The sequence below is a fragment of the Brevundimonas sp. LPMIX5 genome (genome assembly GCF_003576505.1).
GTDB lineage: Bacteria > Pseudomonadota > Alphaproteobacteria > Caulobacterales > Caulobacteraceae > Brevundimonas > Brevundimonas naejangsanensis.
The window spans coordinates 133,931-156,784 of record NZ_QWTZ01000006.1; the positions used below are offsets into that span (position 1 = coordinate 133,931).

Genomic DNA, 22,854 nt, shown 5'->3' on the forward strand with positions numbered 1-22,854 from the left:
TCATGCGGACGCCCGCTTAGGCCGCCCCGTGTGAAAAGCCGCCCGTCGCCGGGCGGCTTTCCCTGTTTGCGGATCAGAAGCGCGCGTTCACGCCGATGTAGGCGTAGCGGCCCAGGTTGTTGTAGACGCTGGCGTTGAACCCCGTGTTCAGCGACGTGCCGGTCCAGGTGAACGGCGTCTGCGGCGGCTCCTCATTGGTGAAGTTGTTCACCCCGGCGAAGACCGAGAACTTGTCGAACCGATACTCCGCCCGGATGTCGTGGGTCAGCCAGGACGGCGCCTTATAGGGTTCATAGGCCCCCGCCGGATCCTGATTGCTGCGCACCATGCTGCTCAGATACTGGTTGGCGTAGGACAGCGAGACGCGGTCATAATCCCAGGTGACGCGGAAGTTCATCCGGCGCTTGGGATTGGGCAGTTCGCCCGCCTGTTCATCCCGCACGCTGGCGTCGCCCGGCACCGGATCATAGGTCAGGTCTTCCAAGAAACCCGCCGCCGCATTGAACGACAGAGAGCCGTAGTCCGGCAGCCCCAGCTTGGCCAGGTCCGTGCGATACGACGCGGTGACATCCCAGCCCGAGTTGGTGTACTCGGCCACGTTCAGAACCTGGTTCAGCACCTTGGTGATGTTGCCGTCGGCCCCGCGCGACACGCTGGTGCAGAACGGGTTGCTCAGATTCGGGCTGTCTACGCAGTTGTTGATGATGTTGCGCCAGCCCAGCGAGGCGATCACGTCGCTCATCTTGATATCGTAGTGGTCGATCGTGACCGCCAGACCCGGCAGGAAGGACGGCGTCAGAACCACGCCCAAGGTCAGGGTCTCGCCCTCTTCCGGGTTCAGGTCAGGGTTGCCCTGGCTGACCACCGGGCGCGTGGCGGTCGACTGGACGAAGTCCGGCGACAGGCCCAGGGCCGCGCAGTTCGCCTTGCGGTTCGAGGCTGCGTTGCCGAGGTTCAGGCGCGTGGCGTCGCAGGGATCCTCGATCTGGCTGTAGCCCTCGCTGCCGCCGCCGAACAACTCGTTGATGTTCGGCGAACGTACGGCCTTGGCGTAGTTGCCGCGGAAGCGGATGTTGCGGTCGACCGTCCATTCCAGGCCGACGCCATAGCTGCTGTCGCCGCCCGTGGTGGTGTAGTCCTGGTAGCGATAGGCCGCCGTCAGATCCAGGTACTGAACGAACGGAACGTCCGCCAGCAGCGGCAGGTTGATCTCACCGAAGATCTCCTTGGACTCATATCGGCCGTCGGTGATCTGCTGGGCGTTTTGGAAGATCAACGCATCTTGTGAGCGCTTGTCTGGTACGGAACGCGCATATTCCTTGCGCCACTCCACGCCCGCCGCGAAGGCGACCGGCAGGCTGGTCCCGCTGAAGAGTGACGGATAGGAGAACAACTCGCCGTTGACGCTGGCCACGGCGTTCCACTGGCGCGTGATGTCGTTCCGCACCGTGTGGATGTAGGAGTAATCGATCGCCTCCTGCGAAGCGACGCCCGCGCCAAACAGGTTGAGCGGCTTGCATCCCGCGGCGCGGGCAGCGTCGTCCCGACAGACGATGGTGTTGCTCACTGGATCCAGGTAGGCGTCGATCGACTGATAGAACTCCTTCTGCAGACGATCGAAATTGGTGAACTCCGATTTGGTCTGGCCGTAGTTGGCGTAGGCTTCGAAGCGCCAGCCGTTGCTGAAAGCGCCGTCCACGCCGGCGACGAAGCGGGTGGTGTCATACACGCTCTCATAGGTACGGATGCCGAAATCGCGGTCGTTACGGGTGATGTCGAACTTGGTCACACCGGCTGCGGTCAGCATGGCCCGCAGGTCACTGGGCAGGAAGGGGTTGTCGGCCTGAATGCGATAGGCGTTTCCGGTCGCCGTGCCCTCCACATCGCCGGCGAAGGTGCCGTTTTCGCGCTGGCTGGTCGCCTCGGTGTGGAAATACTTGCCCTCGGCGAACAGGTTCAGTTCCGTGATGAAGTCTCCGGACGGCTGGAACTGGTGACGCATCTGCAGTTCGCCCCCGTACCGCTCGACCGGGGTGCGCAGAGCGTCTTCGCTGAACTTGAAGCCGTCGCCGCCGATGGAAACCTTCTGCGGGCGGCCGTTGCCGTCCACCACAACCTGTCCGCGGTCGAAAGGAACAAGCTTGCCGTCCGGCGTGAAGGTCAGGCTGTAGGCCGCATTGCCGCCGATCGGGGTGACGATCACCGGAGTGAAGCTGTCGTTGGTGATGTTGGTATAGACGTCCCGGGCCATAATGAAGGACGGCAGGCCGTCATCCGGGCTCTTCTTGTTCGGGTTCGGGATGTAGGCCAGGCCGCTCATCGCGTAGTCGCGCTCGTGCCGGTACAGGCCCTCAGTCTTGTCATAGGTGGCGGCCGCCATGACGTTGGTGCGGCCGTCGTTGAAGTTCCGACCGATCGCCACAGAACCATAGTAGGTGTTCGGGCCGTCGGCTGAGCCGTACTGGGCCTGGGCGGCGACGCCCTCGAAGTCCTGCTTGGTGATGAAGTTCACCACGCCGGCCACGGCGTCGGCGCCGTAGACCGCCGAGGAGCCGCCGGTCACCGTATCGACGCGAGCAATGGTGGTCTTGGAGATGGTGTTGACGTCCACGGCGCTGGTGCCGCTCGACCCCGCTACATGGCGGCGACCGTTGACCAGCACCAGGGTGCGGCTGGCCCCCAGGTTGCGCAGGTTCAGCGTCGCCAGCCCTTGGCCTGCCACCGTATTGGTGGTGCTGGACGCCGATGCGCCCAGGCCGACCTGCGGTTGTCGGGCCATGGCGTCGATCAGGTTGGTGACGCCGATGTTCTCGATTTCCTGAGCGTCGACGACGTTGACCGGGGTCGAGGCTTCGACGTTCGGGCGGCGGATACGCGAGCCGGTCACTACGATGTCGGCGACGGCGCTGGCCTCCGGGTCGGTGCCCGAGCTTTCGGATTGCGCCCAGGCGGGCTGGGCGGCGGCGGCCGTGACGGCCAGACCGGCGATCATGGTGCCGGTCTTCAGATACGCAGACAGTCTCATTGAATCACCCCTCGTTTTTTTGATGTGAAGCACGGGCGCGCCCTCCCCATTAGGCGGCGTCCGGCTCGTCCGTTGTTGGATCAGCGCCCTCCTTGCGCCTCTCCTCGTTCGGCTTTTTGCCGATCGACCATGGCCCGCACGTCGGCCAGCAGGGCCGGCGCGTCGTAGGCGACGCCGCGCGCCACCGTCCAACGCACCCCACCCACCGTCTCGATGCGGTTTTCAGGGCTCAAGCGTTCATGCCCTGTGCCGTAAAGCGTCTTGAAGTTGGCCAGCGGGTTCTCGGTCGTGATGACCAGATCCGCACTCATGCCCGGCCGCACGATGCCGAAGGTCGGCGCCTTGCCAGTCGGCTCGGCCAGGGTCATGGCCCCGTCCATCGTGGCGGCGCGAACGATCTCCAACGGATGGAAACCGGCTTCCTGCAGCAGTTCCAGCTCTTCGACGTAGCCGAAGCCGTACAGCTTCCAGATGAAGCCCGAGTCCGACCCGACCGTGACCCGGCCGCCGACCTTCTTGTAGTCGTTCAGCAACAGCATGAACCGCTCATAGAAGCGGCGCCACGCCACCTCGTTCGACGTCGTCCAGTCGAAGAAGTAGCTGCCGTGGTTGTCGCGCGTGGACTGGAAATAGTCCGCCAGCGTCGGGAGGGTATAGATCTGGTGCCAGGGTGCATTACGCGCCCGCATCAGGTCGCGCGAGGCGGCATAGATGGTCATCGTCGGGTCAAAGACGACGCCCGTCTCCTTTTGAGCCTCAAGATAGGCGTACCATTGCGGCGAGCCGGGCTCGACTTCGTCCCAGATCTCCGCCGCTTCGCCGAACCGCTTCTGCTCGTCGTAGAAGTTGTAGTCGGTCGGATAGTTCTGGATCGTCCGCCCGCCCAGCAGAGATTCGAAATGGCCGTAGAAATGGGTGATGGTGCCCAGGCCCGCCGCCGCCAGCTGTTCGGCGTTCAACTGCGCCACGCCCGGCTGGGCGATATGGGCGACCGTTCCCATGTGGTTTTTCTTGGCTTCGTCGATGGCGGCCAGGACCACCTCGGGCGTCTCGTCGCCGCGCAGGAAGAACTTGATGCCGTCCACGCCGTTGGCCGCGCCCCAGCGCACCCATTCGCGCGCCATCTCAGGGCTGCGGATGCGGCCCCGCGACCAGCCTGAACCGATGGTCTGATAGTTGTAGATGCGCGGGGCGACGATCTCGCCCCGGGCCGAGCGGGCCTTTTCCGACACGGCGATGTCGTGCGGCGCCAGGCTGACGCCGCGCACCGTCGTCACCCCGTGGGCGAGCCACAGCTTGTAGACATACTCAAGGTCCGGCGCCTTCTGCGGGCTGCCGCCGTGGGCGTGGGCGTCGACGAAGCCCGGCATGACGTACATCCCGCGCGCGTCGATCTCGTGCGCTGCATTCAGCGGCGGGCGGCCTTCGCGCTCCGGCAGGCCCGGCCAGCCGGCCTGAATGATGTCCGTGATCTTGTCATTCTCGATGACGATGTCGACCGGCCCCATCGGCGGCGCGCCCGTGCCGTCGATCAGCATGGCGCCGCGCACCACCATCAGGGGATAAGGCCCGTATCCCTCGCCCGCCCGACGCGCCGGCGCCGGATTCAGGCTGGCGCGCGTCGGCGCCGCCTGAGCCTGAGTTTGAGCTGAAACTGCGCTCGGCGCCGTGGCCAACATAAGCGCGGCCGCACACGCCGCGCCGGCGCCCCTGAACATGGACTTTTTCTCTAAACGAGTCCGCAAGCTGCAATCCCTCCCAAGATCGAGGGTCTTTCAGACCCCTGCCAGCGCATGCCGGGCCCCTCAGCCAGACCTCCAATTCGCTAGCACCCCGCGGCGGGCAAGAGTTTCGGATATTTTCCGCCTTCCGAAATAAAATTCCCGAAAAACCCCATAACCGTACGCGTTCTTCGAAATATGAGTTTTTGTGCCAGGTGAGCGAAAGAAGCGTTGTTTATGCGGCAATTCTGATTTTATGATCTAAGGATAGCGATTTAAAACGGTGTCTTGGGGTCGTTTTTTTTCGGCAATGCCCTGCACGCACCTCAAGGGCGATCTAAGAATGCTGCGCCATATCGCCGCTAATCCGAATATTCTCATTTCATAAATTGGCATTATCCAATGTCTGGGGGAGACGCATGAGTTTCTTGACACGCCGCAAGGCCTTGCCTGCGCTGGGAGGCGCAGCGCCCAGGGCTCATGGACTGAAGCCCACCCTGTCGTGGCCTCACCTCGTGGCGTTGGGCGTCGGCGCCATCGTGGGAACCGGCATCTACACCCTGATCGGCGTGGGCGCCGAGCGGGCGGGCCCGGCGGTCATGCTGGCCTTCGTCATCGCAGGCATCGTCTGCGTATGCGCCGCCCTGGCCTATGCCGAACTGGCGACCATGATCCCAGAGTCGGGGTCCGCCTACACCTACTCCTACACCACGCTGGGCGAAGGCGCGGCCTGGATGGTCGGTTGGAGCCTGATCCTGGAATACACCGTCGTCTGCTCTGCCGTGGCCGTCGGCTGGGCAGGATATTTTTCGGGCATGATGGAAGGCATCGGCATGGGCCTGCCCGCCGTACTGACCTCGGCGCCGTCCCAGGGCGGCATCGTCAACCTGCCCGCCGTCGTCATCGTCGCCGCCGTGGCGGGACTGCTGGTCGCCGGCACCAAGGAAAGCGCCTCGATCAACGCGGCCCTGGTGGTGGTCAAGATCGTCGCCCTGATCGCCTTCGTGGCCATCGCCCTGCCCCACTTCAATCCGGAGAACCTCAAGCCCTTCATGCCCTACGGCTTCTCGCACGGGGTCGGGGCTCAGACCGGCGTGATGGCGGCGGCGGCCATCATCTTCTTCGCCTTCTACGGCTTCGACGCGGTAGCGACGGCGGCGGAAGAGACCCGCAACCCCGCCCGCGACCTGACCATCGGCATCATCGGTTCGATGGTGGCCTGCGTCGCCATCTATATGGCCGTCGCCATCGCCGCGCTGGGCGCCATGCCCTTCACCGAGTTCATGAAGTCGCCCGAGCCGCTGTCGTACATCATCCGCACCGTCGGTTCGGACCTGTGGGCCACCCTGATAGCGGGCGCGGCGGTCGTCGCCCTGCCGACCGTCATCCTGGCCTTCATGTTCGGCCAGAGCCGCATCTTCTTCGTCATGGCGCGCGACGGCCTGCTGCCGCGCAGCCTGGCCCATGTGTCGAAGCGGTCGGGCGGCCCCGTGCGCGTCACGGCCGGTACGGCTGTCCTGATGGCGATCATCGCGGGCTTCATTCCGCTGGGCGACCTGGCCGCCCTGGCCAACGCCGGGACGCTAGCGGCCTTCGCCTCGGTCGGCCTGTGCCTGATCGTACTGCGACGCCGCGAGCCGAGCCGCCCGCGCGTGTTCCGCGCCCCGGTCTGGTGGCTGGTGGGACCGATCGCCATCGCGGGCTGCGTCTACCTGTTCTTCAGCCTGCCCGCCTCGACCCAGATCAACTTCGTCATCTGGAACGTGATCGGGGTGGCGGTCTACCTGCTCTACAGCCGGCGCAACAGCCTGCTGAACGACTAAGCAACATGGGCGCCGAGGCTGACCTCGGCGCCCTTTTCAATTCGTTCAGCGCGTCGCTTCCGGACGCGCTTTCTTCCGCAGCCACATGGCCGCATCGGCCTCGGACAGCCAGGCCTCGGCATCCGCCTGATCGGCATAGGCGCGCACGCCGAACGAACCGTCCAGGGACCGGCGCTCGCCCTCCCAGACGAAGCCTTCGCTGTTCAGCGCCTCGCTCAGCCGCCGCGCCTTCTCGCGCCCTTCCTCGGCGCCTGCGTTCATCAGCACCACGGTGAACTCATCCCCGCCCATGCGCCCCACGGCGTCGGACTCGCGCACGTTCGCCAGCAACAACTCCGCCACGGAGATCAGAGCCGCGTCGCCCGCCGCATGGCCCAGACCGTCGTTGACGCCCTTGAACCCGTCCAGATCAAGATACAGCAGCGCCGCCTCGACCCCGTGGCGACGGCAATAGGCCAGGTTGCGCGCCAGCACCGTCATGAAGCCGCGCCGGTTCAGCGCAGGCGTCAGCACGTCGTGATCGGCCAGAGCCTCGGCTCGCTCGGCCCGCTCGGTCAGCGCCGCCACCTCGGCGCGCAGGCGGGCGATCTCGGCCTGCAAATCGGCATCGGCGCCCGCAGCGGTCGTCTGTTCGGCCAGGTGGTTCAAGGCGGGCTCCGGGGTCGCATTTCCGGCCGACTCAGGGCCCAGCGACGGTGATGAGTCTAGCGTCCTCGGTTGCGGGCGCAACGCGGGTGCTGTAACGGGCCGCTTTCCGCATGGGGAGCCTTTGCGCATGACCGCCTCCACGCCGCCCGTTTCCGTCGCCATCATCATGGGCAGCCGCTCGGACTGGCCCACGATGAAGCTGGCCGCCGACCGCCTGGACCAACTGGGCGTCGCCTGGGAGGCCAAGGTCGTCAGCGCCCACCGTACGCCCCAGCGCCTCTATGACTTCGCCACCACGGCCAAGGACAAGGGCTTCAAGGTCATCATCGCCGGTGCCGGCGGGGCGGCTCACCTGCCCGGCATGGCCGCCTCCATGACCGACCTGCCTGTGCTGGGCGTGCCGGTCCAGTCCAAGGCGCTCAAGGGCCTCGACAGCCTGCTGTCGATCGTCCAGATGCCCGGCGGCGTGCCGGTCGCCACCCTGGCCATCGGCGAAGCGGGCGCCGCCAACGCCGGGATTCTGGCGGCGCAGATTCTGGCCCTGTCCGATCCCGCGATCGCCGAGCGCCTGTCCGCCTTCCGCGCCGCCCAGACCGAATCCGTCGCCGAAAGCGTCGAAGACTGATGCGCCCGTTGCCCGAGAAACTGCCTTTGGCCCCCGGTTCGACCCTCGGCATTCTCGGCGGGGGCCAGTTGGGCCGGATGCTGAGCCAGGCCGCCTCGCGCCTTGGCTTCGACGTGGTGATCCTCGATCCCCAGCCGGATTGCCCGGCCGCCCGCGTCTCGCGCGCCCAGATCACCGCCCCTTATGACGATCCTGACGCGCTTCAGGCGCTGGGCCGCCTGTGCGACGTCGTCACCTTTGAGTTCGAAAACGTCCCCGCCGCCTCGGTCGAGACGCTGGCCGAAGCGGGCGCCCTGGTCGCACCGGGACCGACGGCTCTGGCAGTCGCTCAGGACCGGGTGGACGAGAAGACCTATCTGAACGCCGTCGGCGCCCCGACCGTGGCCTTCGCCGCCGTGGCGACGCTGGACGACCTGACCGCCGCCATCGGCGCGCTTGGTCTGCCCGCCCTGCTGAAGACCCGCCGCGAAGGCTATGACGGCAAGGGTCAGGTCTGGATCCGCGACGCCGCCGACGCCGACGCCGCCTTCGACGCCATCGGTCGCCGCCCCGCCGTGCTGGAGGCCGCCGCGGTGTTCCAGCGCGAGCTGTCGGTCATCGCCGCGCGCGGCCGCGACGGCGCCGTCGCCGTCTATCCCCTGGGCGAAAACGTCCACCAGAACGGGGTGCTGAAGACCACCACCGCCCCCGCCGCCGTCGATCCGGCCACACAAGGACGCGCCGAACAGATCGCCGCCGCCGTTCTGGACGGCCTCGACTACATCGGCGTCATGGGCATCGAACTGTTCGACATGGGCAGCGGAGAGCTGCTGGTGAACGAGGTCGCCCCGCGCGTCCACAACACCGGCCACTGGACCCAGGACGGCTGCGTCTGCGATCAGTTCGAGCAGCACGTCCGCGCCGTCGTCGGCTGGCCGCTGGGTCCCACGCAGGCCCACGCCCGCATCGAAATGACAAATCTGCTAGGCGATGAGGTCGAGGACTGGCACACGCTGGCCGCCGAGCCCCATGCCCGCCTGCACCTCTACGGCAAGCACGACGCCCGGCCGGGGCGGAAGATGGCGCACGTCAACCGCATCCTCTGAAACCCTCTCCCGATGGGAGAGGGCTTGAGCCTCCAAGAGCATAGCGATTGGCTAAGGCGAAAGGGTGAGGGTCGGCGGTCAACCGTTCAGACGCCCCGCGTGCCCCCTCACCGCTTCGATCAGCCTCTCCGGTTCCTCATAGGCCTGATCGTTCGTCACGCGAATTACCGTCCAGCCCAGCGCCTCAAGCACCCGCTGCCGCTCAAGATCACGCGCGGCCACTTCGTCCAGCCGATGCACCCCGCCATCGATCTCAATGATCAGGCGCAACCGATCACAGGCGAAGTCCGCAAAGTACGGCCCGACAGGATGCTGACGCCGGAACTTGTGGCCGTCGATCCTGCCTCCGCGTAGAGCCGCCCAGACACGATCCTCCGCGTGCCCGGAAGACTGGCGCAACGCCCGCGCACGGTCGGTTCGCGAGTTCGTCATGAGAAGACTGTGCGGACCGCGAGCGATGACGGCAAGCCGGGAACCCTCACCCTTTCGCGCAAGTGCGACGGCTGCGCCGCCGCGCGCTCAAGCCCTCTCCCATCGGGAGAGGGTCAGGCCTTCTGACCGTATCTCAACCGCCCCAGCGCCTCGGTGATCGTGCGGACCGGAGCGTCGAAATCCTTGCCCGCCTTCCACTTCTCGAAGGCCATGACGTTTTCGATGCGGCGAGCGACAAAAGCTTCCGCCGCCTCGCGTCCGTCGAACCAGCGCATCGTCAGAGCCGGAATCAGGATGCCGCCCAGAATCGCCCGCTTGGAGTAGTGATTCTGGTCCGTCGCCGTATCCCCGGCCCAGCGCCAGAGATGATCCGCCGTCTCCCACGCCAGCTTGAAGCCAAGGTCGACATTGGTCGGCAGGCTGAGGAAACCCGCGCAGCGTTTGGCCGCCTCGAGGTCCTGCGCCCCCGCCTCCATCCGCGCCGAGACGGCGGCGGCGATTCGTTCGCGAATCTTCATCGTGGCCGCAGGCGTGGCCTCCAGAGCTTTCAGAGCCCGCGCGTCATGGCGGCGCGACAGCAGGACCGCCAGGTCGCGCGGACCGTTCGGCAGCAGCAACTCCTGATCGCCCAGTGACAGGCCGCACGCCTCGCACGCGGCGCGCGTCATGCGCGTGTTCCAGCCCAGCGCGGGCGCGCGTTCTATGGCCGCGTCCAGAACGGCCTGTTCTGTACGGTCGGCCCAATCGCCTTTCGGAGCGGTCTCGGCTGTCTCGGTCATGGACGGCACGATACGCCCATACGGCGGGCGTTTCGACCCATCACGATTAGGCGCGACGATCTGGACACGCCCCCCCCGATCATGTATCAGCGCGCCTTCACTTGAGAGGCCTTCCTCTCGAGCGTGGTTTTGTTTTGTCTGCCCGTCTCCCTTGGAAAGGACGCGGCGGGCGGCCAAAGGAGAGAGACCCCTGGTTCAGATTTTTGTCCGCGACAACAATGTCGATCAGGCGCTGAAAGCCCTGAAGAAGAAGATGCAGCGCGAAGGCAGCTTCCGCGAAATGAAGCGTCACGTGCACTTTGAAAAGCCGTCGGAAAAGCGCGCTCGCCAAAAGGCTGAAGCCGTCCGTCGCGCCCGCAAGCTGGCCCGCAAGCGCGCCCAGCGCGAAGGCCTGCTGCCGGCCCCGAAGGGTCGCGGTCGCTAAGACCCGCTGACGCCTGAAAGATCAAAGGCCGCCCCGGTTCGCCGGGGCGGCCTTTTTCTTTATGTGTTTTGTCTCCGCTCACCCCGGCGGACGCCGGGGCCCAGTAAGAGCGCTGGTCTGAGCACCATCCCAGCTAGCCTGAGCGCCTCGAAGCCAAAGCACTGGGTCCCGGCGTCCGCCGGGATGAGCGGGAGAGAGGCAAGTCCTCCCTCCCCGCAGCCTCACCGCCCCGTCACGGCGCCCATGAAGCTCTTCCAGCTCAGCTTCACATCCGACAGGGCGCCGGCGCGGAAGGCGCGGCCCGCCGCCCAGACCATCAGGGCGGCGAACAGGAACATGCCCGCCAGGCCGCCGATCAACTCGATCAGGGGCGGTCCGCTGGGCGCGCGGGCGGCCATGACGAAGGGGGTGAAGGGCGGGATCAGGCTGATCACCTTCACCACCATCGCGTCCGGGGTGCGGATGGCCATCTGCATGACCAGGATCGGCACGACCAGCACCATCATGATCGGCCCCATCAGGGTCTGGGCGTCGCGCGGCGTGTCGCAGAAGGCGCCGATGGCGGCGAACAGCACCGCATACATCAGATAGCCGCCGACCAGGAACAGCAGGAACCAGACGAACAGGCCGTCGGTCAGCAGCACCGAACCGATGTCGCGCGCCACGTCCGGCACGCTCGCCATCAGACCGATGGCGCCGATCCCGCCCCAGGCGCCCAGCACGGCCAGGGTCAGCAGGGCCACGCCCAGCACCTTGCCGGTCAGGATCTCAGTCGCCGAGGCCGAGGACAGCAGCACCTCGAGGATCTTGTTCGACTTCTCCTCCATCACGCTGTTCAGCAGGATGGAGGCGCCGGTGATGATCAACGACCACAGGATAAAGCCCACCGCCATGCCGACGATGACCGGCAGCTTGTCGCGGAACGACACCTCGCCCCCCGACGCGGCGCGCGGCGAGAAGACCGAGACCTCGGGCCGGAATCGCTCGGTCTGCGCCACCACCGAGGGGTCGATGCCGCTGGACACGAAGACGCGGCTGCGGTTGGCGGACTTCAGGGCGTCGCGCACGGCGTCTTCCACGACATCGTCGGTGGCGCGGCCGGTCCAGACGCGTGCGCCGGGCTGGCCGTCCTTTTCGGTCAGGAAGACCACGGCGTTCAGACGCTCGCCCTCAGGCGCATCCTTGTCGACATAGCGACGGGCCAGGGCGTCGCGCGCCTCGCCCGGCGCGGCGGCCATCAGTTCAGCGGGCGCCTCGACCAGCTCAAAGGAGCGCTTGGGCGTCTTGAAGCCCGCGGCGGCGCGCGGCGCCTCCTTCTTCAGCGCCTCAAGCCCGGCGTCGAAACCGCCCTTCTCGGCGGCCTCGCGCACCCGGTCGCCCCCAGCCGTCCCCGACTCGGGCACGGCGGCCATGCGCAGAGCGGCGATATCGGCGCGTCCGCGCTCTGTCTCCAGCGCCTGACGCACCGCGGCGGCCAGGCCGGACCCGGCCGGGGTCTCGTCGACGATGACGGCTTCGCGCACCGGTTCGGCGTGCTTCATCAGCATCGGAACGGCGCCGCCCAGAACGGCGAACAGCGGAAAGGCCAGCAGGGATAACCAGAAGCCGACCGTCTTGGCGTAGGCCAGGAACTCGCGGCGCGCGATCAGAAGAATGCGGCTCATCGCGCGGCCTCCATCTTGTCAGTCTTGGCGACGGACTGATCTTCGTCCGGGTGGTCGCCGGTCAGGGCGATGAAGGCGTCGTGCAGGGTCGGCTCCTTCATCTGGAAGCGCCGCACGTCCAGTCCGCCCAGGAAGGCGGCGCGTAGGGCGGATTGCGCCTCCGCCCCCGGCGTCAGGCCGACACGCAGGGTGCTGACGGCGCCGTCTTCCGCCAGGGTCTCGATGCCGCTGACTCCCGGCAGGGCGGCGACCGCGTTCCGGTCCAGCGCCCCTTCCAGCTCCAGAAAGCGCGGCGAGGTGGCGCGCGCCTCGTCCACCGTGCCTTCGAACGCCTTACGCCCACGGGCCAGCAGCACGACCTTGTCGCACAGGCGCTCTGCGTGCTGCATGACGTGGGTCGAGAACAGCACCGTCGCCCCATCGGCGGCCAGGGCGCGGATCATGGCTTCCAGCCCTTGCTGGTTCATCGGATCCAGCCCCGAGAACGGCTCGTCCAGGATCACGAACTCCGGCTGATGCACCACCGAGGCGATCAGCTGGACCTTCTGGGCCATCCCCTTGGACAGCTCCTTCATCTTCTTCTTGCTGGCTTCGCCCAGGCCCATCTGCTCCAGCATCTCGCGGCCGCGACGGCGACCCTCGGGCAGGGGCAGGCCCTTCAGGGCGCCGAAGAAGGCGATGGCGTCCACCGGCGTCATCTTCTTATAGAGGCCACGCTCCTCGGGCAGGAAGCCGATCCGGTCGCGCACCTTGCGCCCGTCGTCGGCGCCCAGGATATCGATGCGGCCGCTGGTGGCCGGTTGCAGGCCCAGGATCATCCGCAGGGTCGAGGTCTTGCCCGCCCCGTTCGGCCCCAAAAAGCCGCAGATCGAACCTTTCTCGACCTGGAAGCTCAGGTCGGAAACCGCCTGGAAGCCTCCGTATCTCTTGCTGATTCCGTCCAGCGTCAGCGCCGCGACCATTCGGTTCCCCTGCGATAATTCGAGGATCGAAGGTAAGGGCGCGAGCCGCCCCGAGTAAAGCAACTTTTACATTACGGTTTGGTCATGATGCCGCGCCGCCTGATGCGGTCAGACCGGCGCCTTCACCCGGATGTCGAAGCTCTGGCCGACGATCTTGGCGGGGTCGACCTGGCCGCCGTTGCGCCGCACCTCGAAATGCAGGTGCGGGCCGGTCGAATAGCCGGTCGAGCCGACCAGGCCGATGCGCTCGCCCGCCGTCACCGCCTTGCCCGAGTGGACGTCGATGCGGCTGAGGTGTCCGTACAGGCTGGTCATGCCGTTGGGATGCTGCACCTCGATGAAGTTGCCGTAGCCCCCCGCATCATAGCCCGCGCGCAGAACCTTGCCCTCGGTGGTGGCGAAGACGCTCGTGCCGGTCGGCGCGGCGATGTCCACGCCCTTGTGCGCCCGCGCCTTGGCCTCGATCGCCAGCTTGCGCAGGCCGAAAGGCGAGTTGATGCGATAGCCCTTCAACGGCGCCTCGAAAACGATCTTGCGGGTGACAGGACCGGCGGGTTCGGCCACGGCCTTGACCGGCGGCGCAGTGGGGACGGACACTTCAATGACCTTTTCCGGCGCGCCGGAGATCATGCCGACGGGCGCCGCCGCCATAGCCAGAACCGCCAGGCCGACCATGGCCCCGGTCTGGCCGAAACGGATCACATGCGGCCGCACGGCCGTGGGAACTAAACGCATACTCTAACGACTCATTCTGAGCGCTTCGTCAGCGCGGGGAGCCGTCAGAAGGGCGCGCGAAACACGCACGAAGACAGCGAGATGGACACTCGCCGACGGCTGGACTTGACCGTCTTTTGCAATTTCACCGGGACATGAATGGGGCGCCCCGAGGGCGACACGGCGTCGCACCTCGGGAACCTGCGTTTTCCAGCTCTACAGCGGCAGGCTGAGCTTCACCGCCGCCATATGGCTGTCGGCATGGTCGCCGAAGCGACCCTTGTAGCCGATCGACACCTTCAGCCGCTCCATGATGGTGCCTTCGATCCCGGCGGCGGCCAGCACCTGCCCGCCGAACGGCAGATCCACGTCGCGGGCCAGAACCTTGGCCGGATTGCCGAGGATGCCGGTGCGCACCGCGTCACTGTCGTCGCTCAGGCTGTCGCGATAGCCGCCCTCGGCGTAGAAGCGGACGCGCTCGGTGCCGCCCTCGGCGCGCAGGGCGATCTCGGCCGTCGTCGCCTGCACCGAACGGTCGGCATAGGCGTATTGCGCCGCCGGACCCTGCTCGCTGAAGCCGTCCACGTCGGCCTTGATCCAGGCCACAGCCGCACGCGGCGACAGGGCGAAGCCGCCCATGTCGAACCACATCCCGCCCTGCAGCCGCGCCCCGGTTGAGACGCCCCGCGTCGAGCCGCTGTGAACGATCGGCGCCAGGCTGGTCAGGCGGTTGATGTCGTTGAAGTCGTCCTGAGCCACGCCCGCCGCCGCATTGACGAAGACGTCGCCCGAGCGCCAGCCGCCGTAGAGGTCCAGCCCGAAGCTGTCGATGTCGGCGCGCAGGGCGCCCGCATCCACATCGGCGTTGCGATAGGATCCGGCCACGCCAAAACGCAGGGTCTCGGTACCGGACTCCAGGGCGATGCGCACGCCATAACCGTCGGAGGTCGCCTTGCCGATGGCGCCGCGGGCGTCCGTCTCAGTCTTGTCAGCCAGCGCGCCGACCGAGATGGAAGTCCCGCTCTCCCACGCCTCACGCCCCGACAGGGCCGCGGTCGATCCGTCCAGCGCGTCCTCGCGATGCCGCCACGCCGTCTCGCCCAGCACGGCCGTCTGGCTGCCCAGGTCGCCGTAGTACAGGTAGTCGTTGCTCAGACGTGCGATCACCTCATGCCCCTTGGCCGTCGGGTGCACCCCGTCGAAATAGAAGTAGTCGTCCGGGTTGGAGCACAGGGTCACGCCGTTGAAGCAGGCCTGTGTCACGTTCGACACGCCGAAGGCGCTGGGGTTGGCGGCCACCACGTCGCCGACCTTGAACAGATCCATCAGGATGATGTTGGTCCCCGGCCGCGCCGCCGCCGTCGCGTTCAACCCGGTCAGCAGGGCGCCGTTGAAGGTGGTGACGGCGAAGTCGGCCAGCGGCGCGGCGGGGGTGCCGCGAAACTGCGGCGTAATGCTCAGTTTGGGCAGGTTGGTGACCAGCACCGTCCCCGCTCCGGCCTGGGCGATCCCGTTGACGATGAAGTTGATGTCCGCCGCCGCGCTGAGGGCTACGGGCGTGATGGCGCCGGTCGGATTGGTCGAGGCCCCGGCTGCCGGCAGACCCTGGAAGATGTTGTTCGCCCCGCCCAGGACGCTGACCAGATCGTTCGCGCCGAAGGTTCCGCCGCGCTGCTGATACTGGGCCAGTTGCACACGCATCCCCAGCGGCATGGCCTCGGCGTCGGTGCGCGCCCCGCCGAAGGCGTAGTTGATGCTGCCCGTCACCGGCCCCATGAAGTTGGCGGCGTTAAAGCCCAGCCGCTCGGTAAACACCGGCCCGTTGGAGAATCGCCCGGCGCCATAGGGAGGCGAGGCCGGGGTCGATCCGCCCGTCGCCAGATACAGGTTGCCGTTGTCCGACAGGCTGTCGCCGAACACCACCAGACGGTTGTAGCTCTGGGCCGAGGCGGCCCCGGCGACAGACACGGCGGCCAGGCTCAGGGCGGCCAGAGCCGCTCCGCGAAGAAGACGAGACATCCTATTCCCTCCGATCGACCGTCAGTATGCGGTCGTTAAACGGCACTCTGCGCCGCTTTTCACAGGACGCAAGATGCCCCTGGGGAAGGTGATCGGCGATCAGTGCAGGCGCCGGAAGCGGATCGTGCCCGGAAGCTGCTTCAGCGCCGTCAGCGCCTCGCGGTCATAGTCGCGGTCCACGTCGGTGATGACATAGCCGGTGCGCTCGTCCGTCTTCAGGTGCTGGCCCAGAATGTTGAGCCCCGCATCGGACAGGGCGCGGTTCAGTTCGGCGAGCACGCCCGGCTGGTTGCGGTGGATGTGCAGCAGGCGGTGCGCGCGCGTCACCTCAGCCAGTTGCACGTTCGGCAGGTTGACGCAGAAGGTGGTGTCGCCCCGGTTCAGATAGCCCAGCAGACGCTCGGCCGCGAACTCGGCGATGGCTTCCTGCGCCTCCTCGGTCGAGCCGCCGATGTGCGGGGTCAGGATGGTCTTGTCCAGACCGACCAAGGGGCTGTCGAACGGGTCGGCGTTGGTGCGCGGCTCCTCGGGGAAGACGTCGACCGCCGCTCCGCCCAGACGGCCGGACTTCAGCGCCGCCGCCATCGCGTCCACATCGACCACATGGCCGCGCGACAGGTTCAGGAACAGGGCGCCCGGCTTCATCTTGGCGAATTGATCGGCGCCGATGATGGCGGTGTTGTCCTTGCGGCCGTCGACGTGCATCGTCACCACGTCCGCCTCGGCCAGCAGGGCGTCCAGCGAGCGCATCCGCCGCGCATTGCCCAGCGCCAGCCGCTCGGACAGGTCGTAAAACAGCACCCTCATGCCCAGGTTCTCAGCCAGCACCGAAAGCTGGCTGCCGATGGCGCCGTAGCCGACGATGCCCAGCGTCTTGCCGCGCACTTCGCGCGACCCGGTCGCCGACTTGTTCCACTTGCCCTTGTGCATCTCGCGCGACTTGTCCGCCACGTCGCGCATCAGGACGATCATCATGCCGATGGCCAGTTCGACCACCGAGCGGGTGTTGGAATAGGGGGCGTTGAAGACCGCCACGCCCTTGTCCGCCGCCGCATCCAGATCGACCTGATTGGTGCCGATGCAGAAGGCCGCCACGGCCATCAGCCGGTCCGCCGCGTCCAGCACCTTGCGGCTGACGTTGGTCTTGGAGCGGATGCCCAGCACGTGCACGCCCTTGATCGCCTCGATCAGGTCGTCCTCGTCCAGCGCGCCCTTCATCGTCTCGACGGTATAGCCCGCCTCTTCCAGCCGCTCGACGGCGGCGGGGTGGACGTTCTCCAGCAGCAGCATACGGATGCGGTTGCGCGGATAGGACCAGCGCCCGGCCACGCCCTCGGCGTACAGCACCTCGTCCAGCGAGGCGGCGACGGCGTCGGCGGCCTCGACCACCTTGTCGCGGCGGACGATCTCGGTGAAGGCGTAGAAGCGATCGGCCGCGCCGTTCAGCTTGACCTCGGCGTCGGTCCAGCCGTCGCCGACCATGACCACGGGGCCTTCAAGGTTCAGAGCGCGGATGACCTCGGGCTTGCCGTTCTCGCGCGACAGGGGGTTGGCCGTGTCCACGCCCGTGACGCGGCCTTCGTCATCATAGATCAGGTCGTTGGCCAGCACATGGTCGGCCGCCAGACCCAGCCGCTCGGCCAGGGGCGCGATCACCTCGCGAAAACCGCCGGACAGGATGTAGATGCGCTCGGCGTTGCGCTGGAAGAAGTCGACGTTGCGGCGGATGGAGACGGTCGCCTCGTCCAGAATCCGGTCGGTCAGGGCCTCGACATGTTCACGGCGCAGGGCCAACAGATCCAGTCGCTGCTTCAACGCCTCGCCGAAACCGATCCGGCCGTTCATGGCGTCGTCGGTCAGGGCGGCGATCCGGGCCTTGCGCTCGGCGGCGTCCGGGGCGTCCTTGAGCGCGAGGTCGGCCAGAGCCTCCAGCGTCTCGATGCGAACCAGGGTGGAATCGAAGTCGAAGATGAAGACAGGCGAGATCATGCGCGGGCTCTAGCCCCTCTTCGCACACGCAGCAATAAAAAGGGGCGTCGAAACGCCCCTTTCCGCATGATTTTTCCATCCGAGGATGAAAACCCGCTCGGCGACCGCCGTTTTAACCCCGTCGACGGCTTTCCAGCGCCGCCGCGCCGATCAGAGCGGCGATGGTCGCCACGGCCAGAAGGGCGCCGCCCTCCTTGGCGTGATCGCGGGCGAAGTCGCCGGCGTCCTCGGCGTAGCGACGCGCCTGTTTGGTATAGCGGCGCATCGGGCGACGCGATTTCTTCTTGGCGCGACGATACCAGGTGTCGGCGCGATCGCGCGCGTCCTCGCTGAAACGGCCGACGCGCTCGCCCGCATGGTCGCCGAAATCGGCGGCGCGCTGGCCCAGGTCATCAGCGCTGTCACGGACGCCGCGCGCGATGTCGTCAAAGCGGTGGCGCAAGGCCTCGGCGTCGAACCAGCCGCGCGGGTCGATGCGCGTCTTGATCCGCTCATAGCGGGTCGGGCCCGTACGCTGGTTCAGCAGAATGGTCGCCAGCCCGACGCCCGCCAGCACGGCCACGACGCCCGCCACGATACCGGGATGTTTGCGGACCTCGTCCACGACGTTGAACTCAGGATCCATCATGTCTGACCTCTTGCATTAGAAAACGGATTTTCAGCTAAGGGAGCGAGCTTCAGCACAAAGAGTTCCCCGGTTGCGGTCAAGCTTGTCGAACAGAGCGTGGTCGTGGCGCAGGCGACACGCCCTGCCCTTACCAAGCGGCCGTCGGCTCCCTATGTTGCGCCGCTTCCGACAGTTTTCAGGATTTCACGCCGTGACCGATCACGCGCCCGCCGCTCCCATCGCCGCCCCGACGGACGACTTCGCCGCCGCCTTCCAGATCGAAGGCTGGCCGGTGCGCGGTCGCCTGGTCCGTCTCGGCGAGGCGATCGACAAGGTGCTGTCGGCCCACGCCTATCCCGAGCCGGTCGCCGCCCTGTTGGGCGAGGCCTGTGTGCTGGCGGCCATCGTCGGCTCGGCCCTGAAGTTCGACGGCCGCCTGATCGTTCAGGCCCAGGGCGACGGCCCGGTGCGCTATGTCGTCGCCGATTACGGCACCGAAGGGCATCTGCGCGGCTTTTGCCGCTTCGATCCTGAAGAAGTGGCCAAGGCGTCCGAAGGCTTCGCCCGTCCGGGCGCCAAGACCTTGTTGGGCGGCGGCGTCTTCATCATGACGGTGGATCGCGGCGCCGACTTCGAACGCACCCAGGGCGTGACGCCGATCGAAGGCGAAAGCCTGTCGCTTTGCGCCGAACACTATTTCACCCAGTCCGAACAGGTGCCGACCAAGGTGCGCCTGGCCGTCGGCGAGGTCGAAACCGAAACGGGCCGTACCTGGCGCGCGGGCGGGGCGATGATCCAGGTCATCGCCGGCGACGAATCGCGCGGCTCGACCGAGGAGGTGTGGGAGCGCACCCGCGCCCTGTTCAACACTCTGGGCGACGACGAACTGATCGACCCGACCATCAGCGCCGAGACCCTGCTGTATCGTCTGTTCCACGAGGACGGCGTGCGGCTGGAAGGCGCGAAGTCGCTGGCCGCCGTCTGCCGCTGCTCGAAGGAGCGCATCGCCACCGTGCTGCAATCCTTCCCGACGGAAGAACGCGCCGAGATGGTCGAAGGCGACGGCAAGATCCGCGTGACATGCGAATACTGCTCGACCGCCTATGAGATCGACCCGGCCGAGTTGGAGACGGCTGAGGCCTGATCCTTCAGACCAGCATGAAGACGGCGTTGCCGTAGTTATGCAGCAGGACCGGCAGCAGCACGCTGCCGGTCTTTTCACGCAGCCAGACCAGCAGCAGGCCCGCCAGTCCCGTCGTCGCCATCGGCGCCCAGTCGAAGGTGAAGGCGCCGTCCCGATAGCCCAGGGCGTGAGTCAGGCCGAACGCCAGCGCGGTCAGCATCGCGCCCCAGCCCATCTGCGCGCCCAGCACGCGGACCGGCCGCCCGAACGCCTCGTTCAACATCAGCAGCAGCACGCCGCGATAGAAGATTTCCTCGTCCAGTCCCGGCATGGTCAGCTGGAAGGTCAGACTGTCGGCGTCAAACCCCTCGCCCGGCGCCCAGATCGCCAGACCGAGGAACAGCAGGACCAGCAGGCCGGACAGGATCAGCGCCCCCTTCAGCCCTTGCCGGTCCTGATGCAGGGTCAGGCCGCTGCGCCGCCATCCGACGATGGGCAGGCTGGCGACGGCAAGGGACAGCATGACGGCCAGCGTCTTGCCCTCCCAGTTCCAGCGTGAAGGGCCGAAATCCAGCGGGATATGCCCATAGCCGCGTGTCAGCACAGCGTCATAGACGGCCATCAGCAACAGGGCTGCGACCAGCCAACCCCAGCGCACTCCGCCGCGCGACAGCATTGCAGCCGCCAGACCCGCCAGCGCGACGGCTCCCACCCAGCCCAGCATGGCGATGACTGCGTCCGGCATGACCTGCCTCCCCCGATGCAATGTCGGCGTTCAGAGGTGACCGGACGGGCCTGCGGATGCAAATGAAGAAAACTTAAGCTTCCTTCTCCCCCGAGGGGCAGAAGGGTCTAATTATTCAGGTCCAGCGAATAACCCGCCGAGCGTACCGTGCGGATCGGGTTGACCGTGCCTTCGACGTTCAGCGCCTTGCGCAGACGGCCGACGTGGACGTCCACGGTGCGGGCCTCGACATAGACGTCCGAGCCCCAGACTGCATCCAGCAACTGCTCACGGCTGAACACCCGGCCCGGATGCTTCAGGAAGTGGTCCAGCAGGCGGAACTCGGTGGGGCCCAGGTGGACCTCCTTGCCCGCGCGGCTGACGCGGTGGGCGACGCGGTCCATGATGATGTCGGCGTGATTGACCCGGTCGTCGGCCAGACCCGGGCGGATGCGGCGCAGAACGGCGCGAATGCGCGCGGTCAGTTCCGTCATCGAGAAGGGCTTGGTCATATAGTCGTCAGCGCCGGTGTCCAGGCCGCGCACGCGGTCCGTCTCCTCGCCGCGCGCGGTCAGCATGATGATCGGCAGGTTGCGCGTCTCGGCCCGGCCGCGGATGCGGCGGCAGACCTCGATGCCCGACAGCTTGGGCAGCATCCAGTCCAGCAAGATCAGGTCGGGGGTGCGCTCCTCGACCTGCAGCATCCCCTCCTCGCCGTCGGCGGCGACGGCCACGTCATAGCCTTCCTTCTCCAGATTATACTGAAGCAGGGTGGCCAGGGCGTCCTCGTCTTCCATCACCAGGATATAGGGTTGCACGTCAGCCTCTCCGGTTCGTCGAAGTCGTCAGCGATGTAGGGGTGTCAGTCGTCCGCTGCGTCGGGAGACGCAGACAGATGCGGGGTCGGCGTCGGCTCTTCGCCGGGACCGGGCACGGCCTTCGGCCGCTCGCCCAGCATTTCCTCGCCCGTGATCTCATAGTGGACCGTCTCGGCGATATTGGTCGCGTGGTCGCCGATCCGCTCCAGGTTCTTGGCCATGAACAGCAGGTGGGTGCAGGCCGTGATCGTGCGCGGGTCGCCCATCATATAGGTGAGCAGTTCGCGGAACAGGGCGTTGTAGTGCTCGTCCACCTCGTCGTCGGTCTGCCAGACCGACAGGGCGCGCTCGATCTCTGACGCGGTATAGGCGTCCAGCACGTCGCGCAGGCGGTTCGACACCAGCCGCCCCATACGCTCGATCGAGCGCGTCAGCGGCTGCATCGGCTCGGCCTCGGCCAGGATCAGCGCCCGCTTGGCGATGTTCTTGGCCAGATCGCCGGTCCGCTCGAGGTCCGAGGCCAGCTTCATCGCCCCCAGCGTCCGGCGCAGGTCGCTGGCGACCGGCTGGCGCAGGGCGATCAGGCGGATCGCCTTCTTCTCGATGTCGCGGTGCAGGGCGTCGAGGCGGTTGTCGCGCTCGACCACCGCCCTGGCCAGCGCCACGTCGCGGCGGGCGACGGATTCGATGGCGTCCGCCACCTGGGCCTCGGCCAGACCGCCCATGCGCACGACCTCCGCCGTCAACTGGTTCAGCTCGTCGCCGTAAGCCTTGACCGTATGCTGGTTCATCGTCGCGTCCTCAGCCGAAGCGGCCGGTGATGTAGTCGAGCGTGCGCCGCTCGCGCGGATTGGTGAAGATCTCTTCGGTATCGCCGGTCTCGACCAGCTTGCCCATGTGGAAGAAGGCCGTGCGCTGCGACACACGGGCCGCCTGGGCCATCGAGTGGGTGACGATGACGATGCAGTAGCGCTCGCGCAGTTCGTCGATCAGTTCCTCGATCTTGGCCGTGGCGATCGGGTCCAGCGCCGAGCAGGGCTCGTCCATCAGAATGACTTCGGGCTCGACCGCAATGGCGCGGGCGATGACCAGACGCTGTTGCTGGCCGCCCGACAGGCCGGTGCCCGGCGAATGCAGGCGGTCGGCGACCTCGTCCCACAAACCGGCACGCTTCAGCGACTTCTGGACGATCTCGTCCATCTCGCCCTTGCTGGAGGCCAGACCGTGGATTTTCGGGCCATAGGCCACGTTCTCATAGATCGACTTCGGGAAGGGGTTCGGCTTTTGAAACACCATGCCGACCTGGGCGCGCAGCAGCACCGGGTCGATCTTGCGGTCGTTGATGTCGCCGCCGTCCATCTCGATCCGGCCGGTCACGCGGGTGCCGGGGATGGTGTCGTTCATGCGGTTCATCGTCCGCAGGAAGGTGGATTTGCCGCAGCCCGAGGGGCCGATCAGCGCCGTCACCGTCTTGTCCGGGATGTCCAGCGACACGTCGAACAGAGCCTGTTTGTCGCCGTAGAAGACACTGACGTCGCGCGCAGCGATCTTGATCGGGCCCAGCGGCGCCGAGGCGTGGGCGCCGACCGTCGGAGCGGTCGTCAGCGTAGCGGCCTCGGAGGCGCCGCCGTTCGACGTACCTTCAGGAGCGCGGAGGATGCGGGACTTCATA

At 66.8% G+C, this 22,854-nt stretch carries 20 protein-coding genes; 5 read left to right on the forward strand and 15 right to left on the reverse strand.

Annotated features, from left to right (window positions below):
* Positions 1-73: 73 nt before the first annotated feature.
* Positions 74-3,025, reverse strand: a complete 2,952-nt coding sequence (locus D1604_RS08405) for a TonB-dependent receptor domain-containing protein (RefSeq protein ID WP_119412923.1) — start codon at positions 3,023-3,025, stop codon at positions 74-76.
* Between the two features lie 80 nt (positions 3,026-3,105).
* Positions 3,106-4,743, reverse strand: a complete 1,638-nt coding sequence (locus D1604_RS08410) for an amidohydrolase family protein (RefSeq protein WP_233551978.1) — start codon at positions 4,741-4,743, stop codon at positions 3,106-3,108.
* 422 nt (positions 4,744-5,165) lie between these two features.
* Here D1604_RS08410 and D1604_RS08415 point away from each other — a divergent pair, with 422 nt between their 5' ends.
* Complete coding sequence (locus D1604_RS08415) at positions 5,166-6,569, forward strand: amino acid permease (protein WP_119412924.1); 1,404 nt, start codon at positions 5,166-5,168, stop codon at positions 6,567-6,569.
* Positions 6,570-6,614: 45 nt separating this feature from the next.
* Here the strand turns inward: D1604_RS08415 and D1604_RS08420 are convergent, their stop codons facing one another.
* The gene (locus D1604_RS08420) at positions 6,615-7,217 is read right to left on the reverse strand and encodes a GGDEF domain-containing protein (protein WP_119412925.1); all 603 of its coding nucleotides are present in this window, start codon (positions 7,215-7,217) and stop codon (positions 6,615-6,617) included.
* 127 nt (positions 7,218-7,344) lie between these two features.
* Here D1604_RS08420 and purE point away from each other — a divergent pair, with 127 nt between their 5' ends.
* Positions 7,345-7,842, forward strand: coding sequence for a 5-(carboxyamino)imidazole ribonucleotide mutase (gene purE / locus D1604_RS08425; RefSeq protein ID WP_024353302.1), 498 nt, complete (start codon positions 7,345-7,347; stop codon positions 7,840-7,842).
* Positions 7,842-8,927 (forward strand): 5-(carboxyamino)imidazole ribonucleotide synthase, encoded by a 1,086-nt coding sequence (locus D1604_RS08430; protein ID WP_119412926.1) that lies wholly within the window; start codon positions 7,842-7,844, stop codon positions 8,925-8,927. The genes purE and D1604_RS08430 overlap by 1 nt, the downstream gene beginning before the upstream one ends.
* Positions 8,928-9,005: 78 nt before the next feature.
* Here D1604_RS08430 and D1604_RS08435 read toward each other — a convergent pair whose 3' ends face one another.
* Together D1604_RS08435 and D1604_RS08440 are read right to left on the reverse strand one after the other, a co-directional pair.
* On the reverse strand, positions 9,006-9,359 hold the full coding sequence (locus D1604_RS08435; protein ID WP_119412927.1) for an endonuclease domain-containing protein: 354 nt from the start codon (positions 9,357-9,359) through the stop codon (positions 9,006-9,008).
* A 113-nt stretch (positions 9,360-9,472) separates the two neighbouring features.
* Positions 9,473-10,138, reverse strand: coding sequence for a COQ9 family protein (locus D1604_RS08440; RefSeq protein WP_119412928.1), 666 nt, complete (start codon positions 10,136-10,138; stop codon positions 9,473-9,475).
* Between the two features lie 190 nt (positions 10,139-10,328).
* Here D1604_RS08440 and rpsU point away from each other — a divergent pair, with 190 nt between their 5' ends.
* Positions 10,329-10,562, forward strand: a complete 234-nt coding sequence (gene rpsU, locus D1604_RS08445) for a 30S ribosomal protein S21 (protein WP_087139870.1) — start codon at positions 10,329-10,331, stop codon at positions 10,560-10,562.
* A gap of 221 nt (positions 10,563-10,783) precedes the next feature.
* Here rpsU and D1604_RS08450 read toward each other — a convergent pair whose 3' ends face one another.
* From D1604_RS08450 to D1604_RS08475, 6 genes are all read right to left on the reverse strand, one after another.
* Positions 10,784-12,226, reverse strand: a complete 1,443-nt coding sequence (locus D1604_RS08450) for an ABC transporter permease (protein ID WP_119412929.1) — start codon at positions 12,224-12,226, stop codon at positions 10,784-10,786.
* The gene (locus tag D1604_RS08455) at positions 12,223-13,188 is read right to left on the reverse strand and encodes an ABC transporter ATP-binding protein (RefSeq protein ID WP_119412930.1); all 966 of its coding nucleotides are present in this window, start codon (positions 13,186-13,188) and stop codon (positions 12,223-12,225) included. The genes D1604_RS08450 and D1604_RS08455 overlap by 4 nt, the downstream gene beginning before the upstream one ends.
* 108 nt (positions 13,189-13,296) lie before the next feature.
* Positions 13,297-13,923 carry a M23 family metallopeptidase gene (locus D1604_RS08460; protein ID WP_119412931.1) on the reverse strand — a complete coding sequence of 209 codons (627 nt, stop codon included), beginning with the start codon at positions 13,921-13,923 and terminating at the stop codon, positions 13,297-13,299.
* A 195-nt stretch (positions 13,924-14,118) separates the two neighbouring features.
* Positions 14,119-15,921, reverse strand: coding sequence for an autotransporter domain-containing protein (locus D1604_RS08465; protein WP_119412932.1), 1,803 nt, complete (start codon positions 15,919-15,921; stop codon positions 14,119-14,121).
* Between the two features lie 99 nt (positions 15,922-16,020).
* Positions 16,021-17,910, reverse strand: coding sequence for a phosphoglycerate dehydrogenase (serA, locus tag D1604_RS08470; protein ID WP_119412933.1), 1,890 nt, complete (start codon positions 17,908-17,910; stop codon positions 16,021-16,023).
* Between the two features lie 112 nt (positions 17,911-18,022).
* A complete protein-coding gene (locus D1604_RS08475) occupies positions 18,023-18,538 on the reverse strand; it encodes a hypothetical protein (RefSeq protein ID WP_119412934.1) in 516 nt (171 codons plus the stop codon).
* Between the two features lie 190 nt (positions 18,539-18,728).
* On the opposite strand from D1604_RS08475, the gene D1604_RS08480 reads away from it, so the two are divergent.
* On the forward strand, positions 18,729-19,661 hold the full coding sequence (locus D1604_RS08480) for an Hsp33 family molecular chaperone (protein ID WP_373561209.1): 933 nt from the start codon (positions 18,729-18,731) through the stop codon (positions 19,659-19,661).
* A gap of 4 nt (positions 19,662-19,665) precedes the next feature.
* Here the strand turns inward: D1604_RS08480 and D1604_RS08485 are convergent, their stop codons facing one another.
* The 4 genes from D1604_RS08485 to pstB all read right to left on the reverse strand — a co-directional run bounded on the left by D1604_RS08485 (position 19,666) and on the right by pstB (position 22,853).
* Positions 19,666-20,385, reverse strand: a complete 720-nt coding sequence (locus D1604_RS08485; RefSeq protein ID WP_119412936.1) for a CPBP family intramembrane glutamic endopeptidase, BDIM_20840 family — start codon at positions 20,383-20,385, stop codon at positions 19,666-19,668.
* A 107-nt stretch (positions 20,386-20,492) separates the two neighbouring features.
* Positions 20,493-21,182 carry a phosphate regulon transcriptional regulator PhoB gene (phoB, locus tag D1604_RS08490; RefSeq protein ID WP_119412937.1) on the reverse strand — a complete coding sequence of 230 codons (690 nt, stop codon included), beginning with the start codon at positions 21,180-21,182 and terminating at the stop codon, positions 20,493-20,495.
* A 44-nt stretch (positions 21,183-21,226) separates the two neighbouring features.
* The gene (gene phoU, locus D1604_RS08495) at positions 21,227-21,973 is read right to left on the reverse strand and encodes a phosphate signaling complex protein PhoU (RefSeq protein ID WP_024353315.1); all 747 of its coding nucleotides are present in this window, start codon (positions 21,971-21,973) and stop codon (positions 21,227-21,229) included.
* A 10-nt stretch (positions 21,974-21,983) separates the two neighbouring features.
* Positions 21,984-22,853, reverse strand: coding sequence for a phosphate ABC transporter ATP-binding protein PstB (gene pstB / locus D1604_RS08500; RefSeq protein WP_119412938.1), 870 nt, complete (start codon positions 22,851-22,853; stop codon positions 21,984-21,986).
* Position 22,854 lies beyond the last annotated feature (1 nt).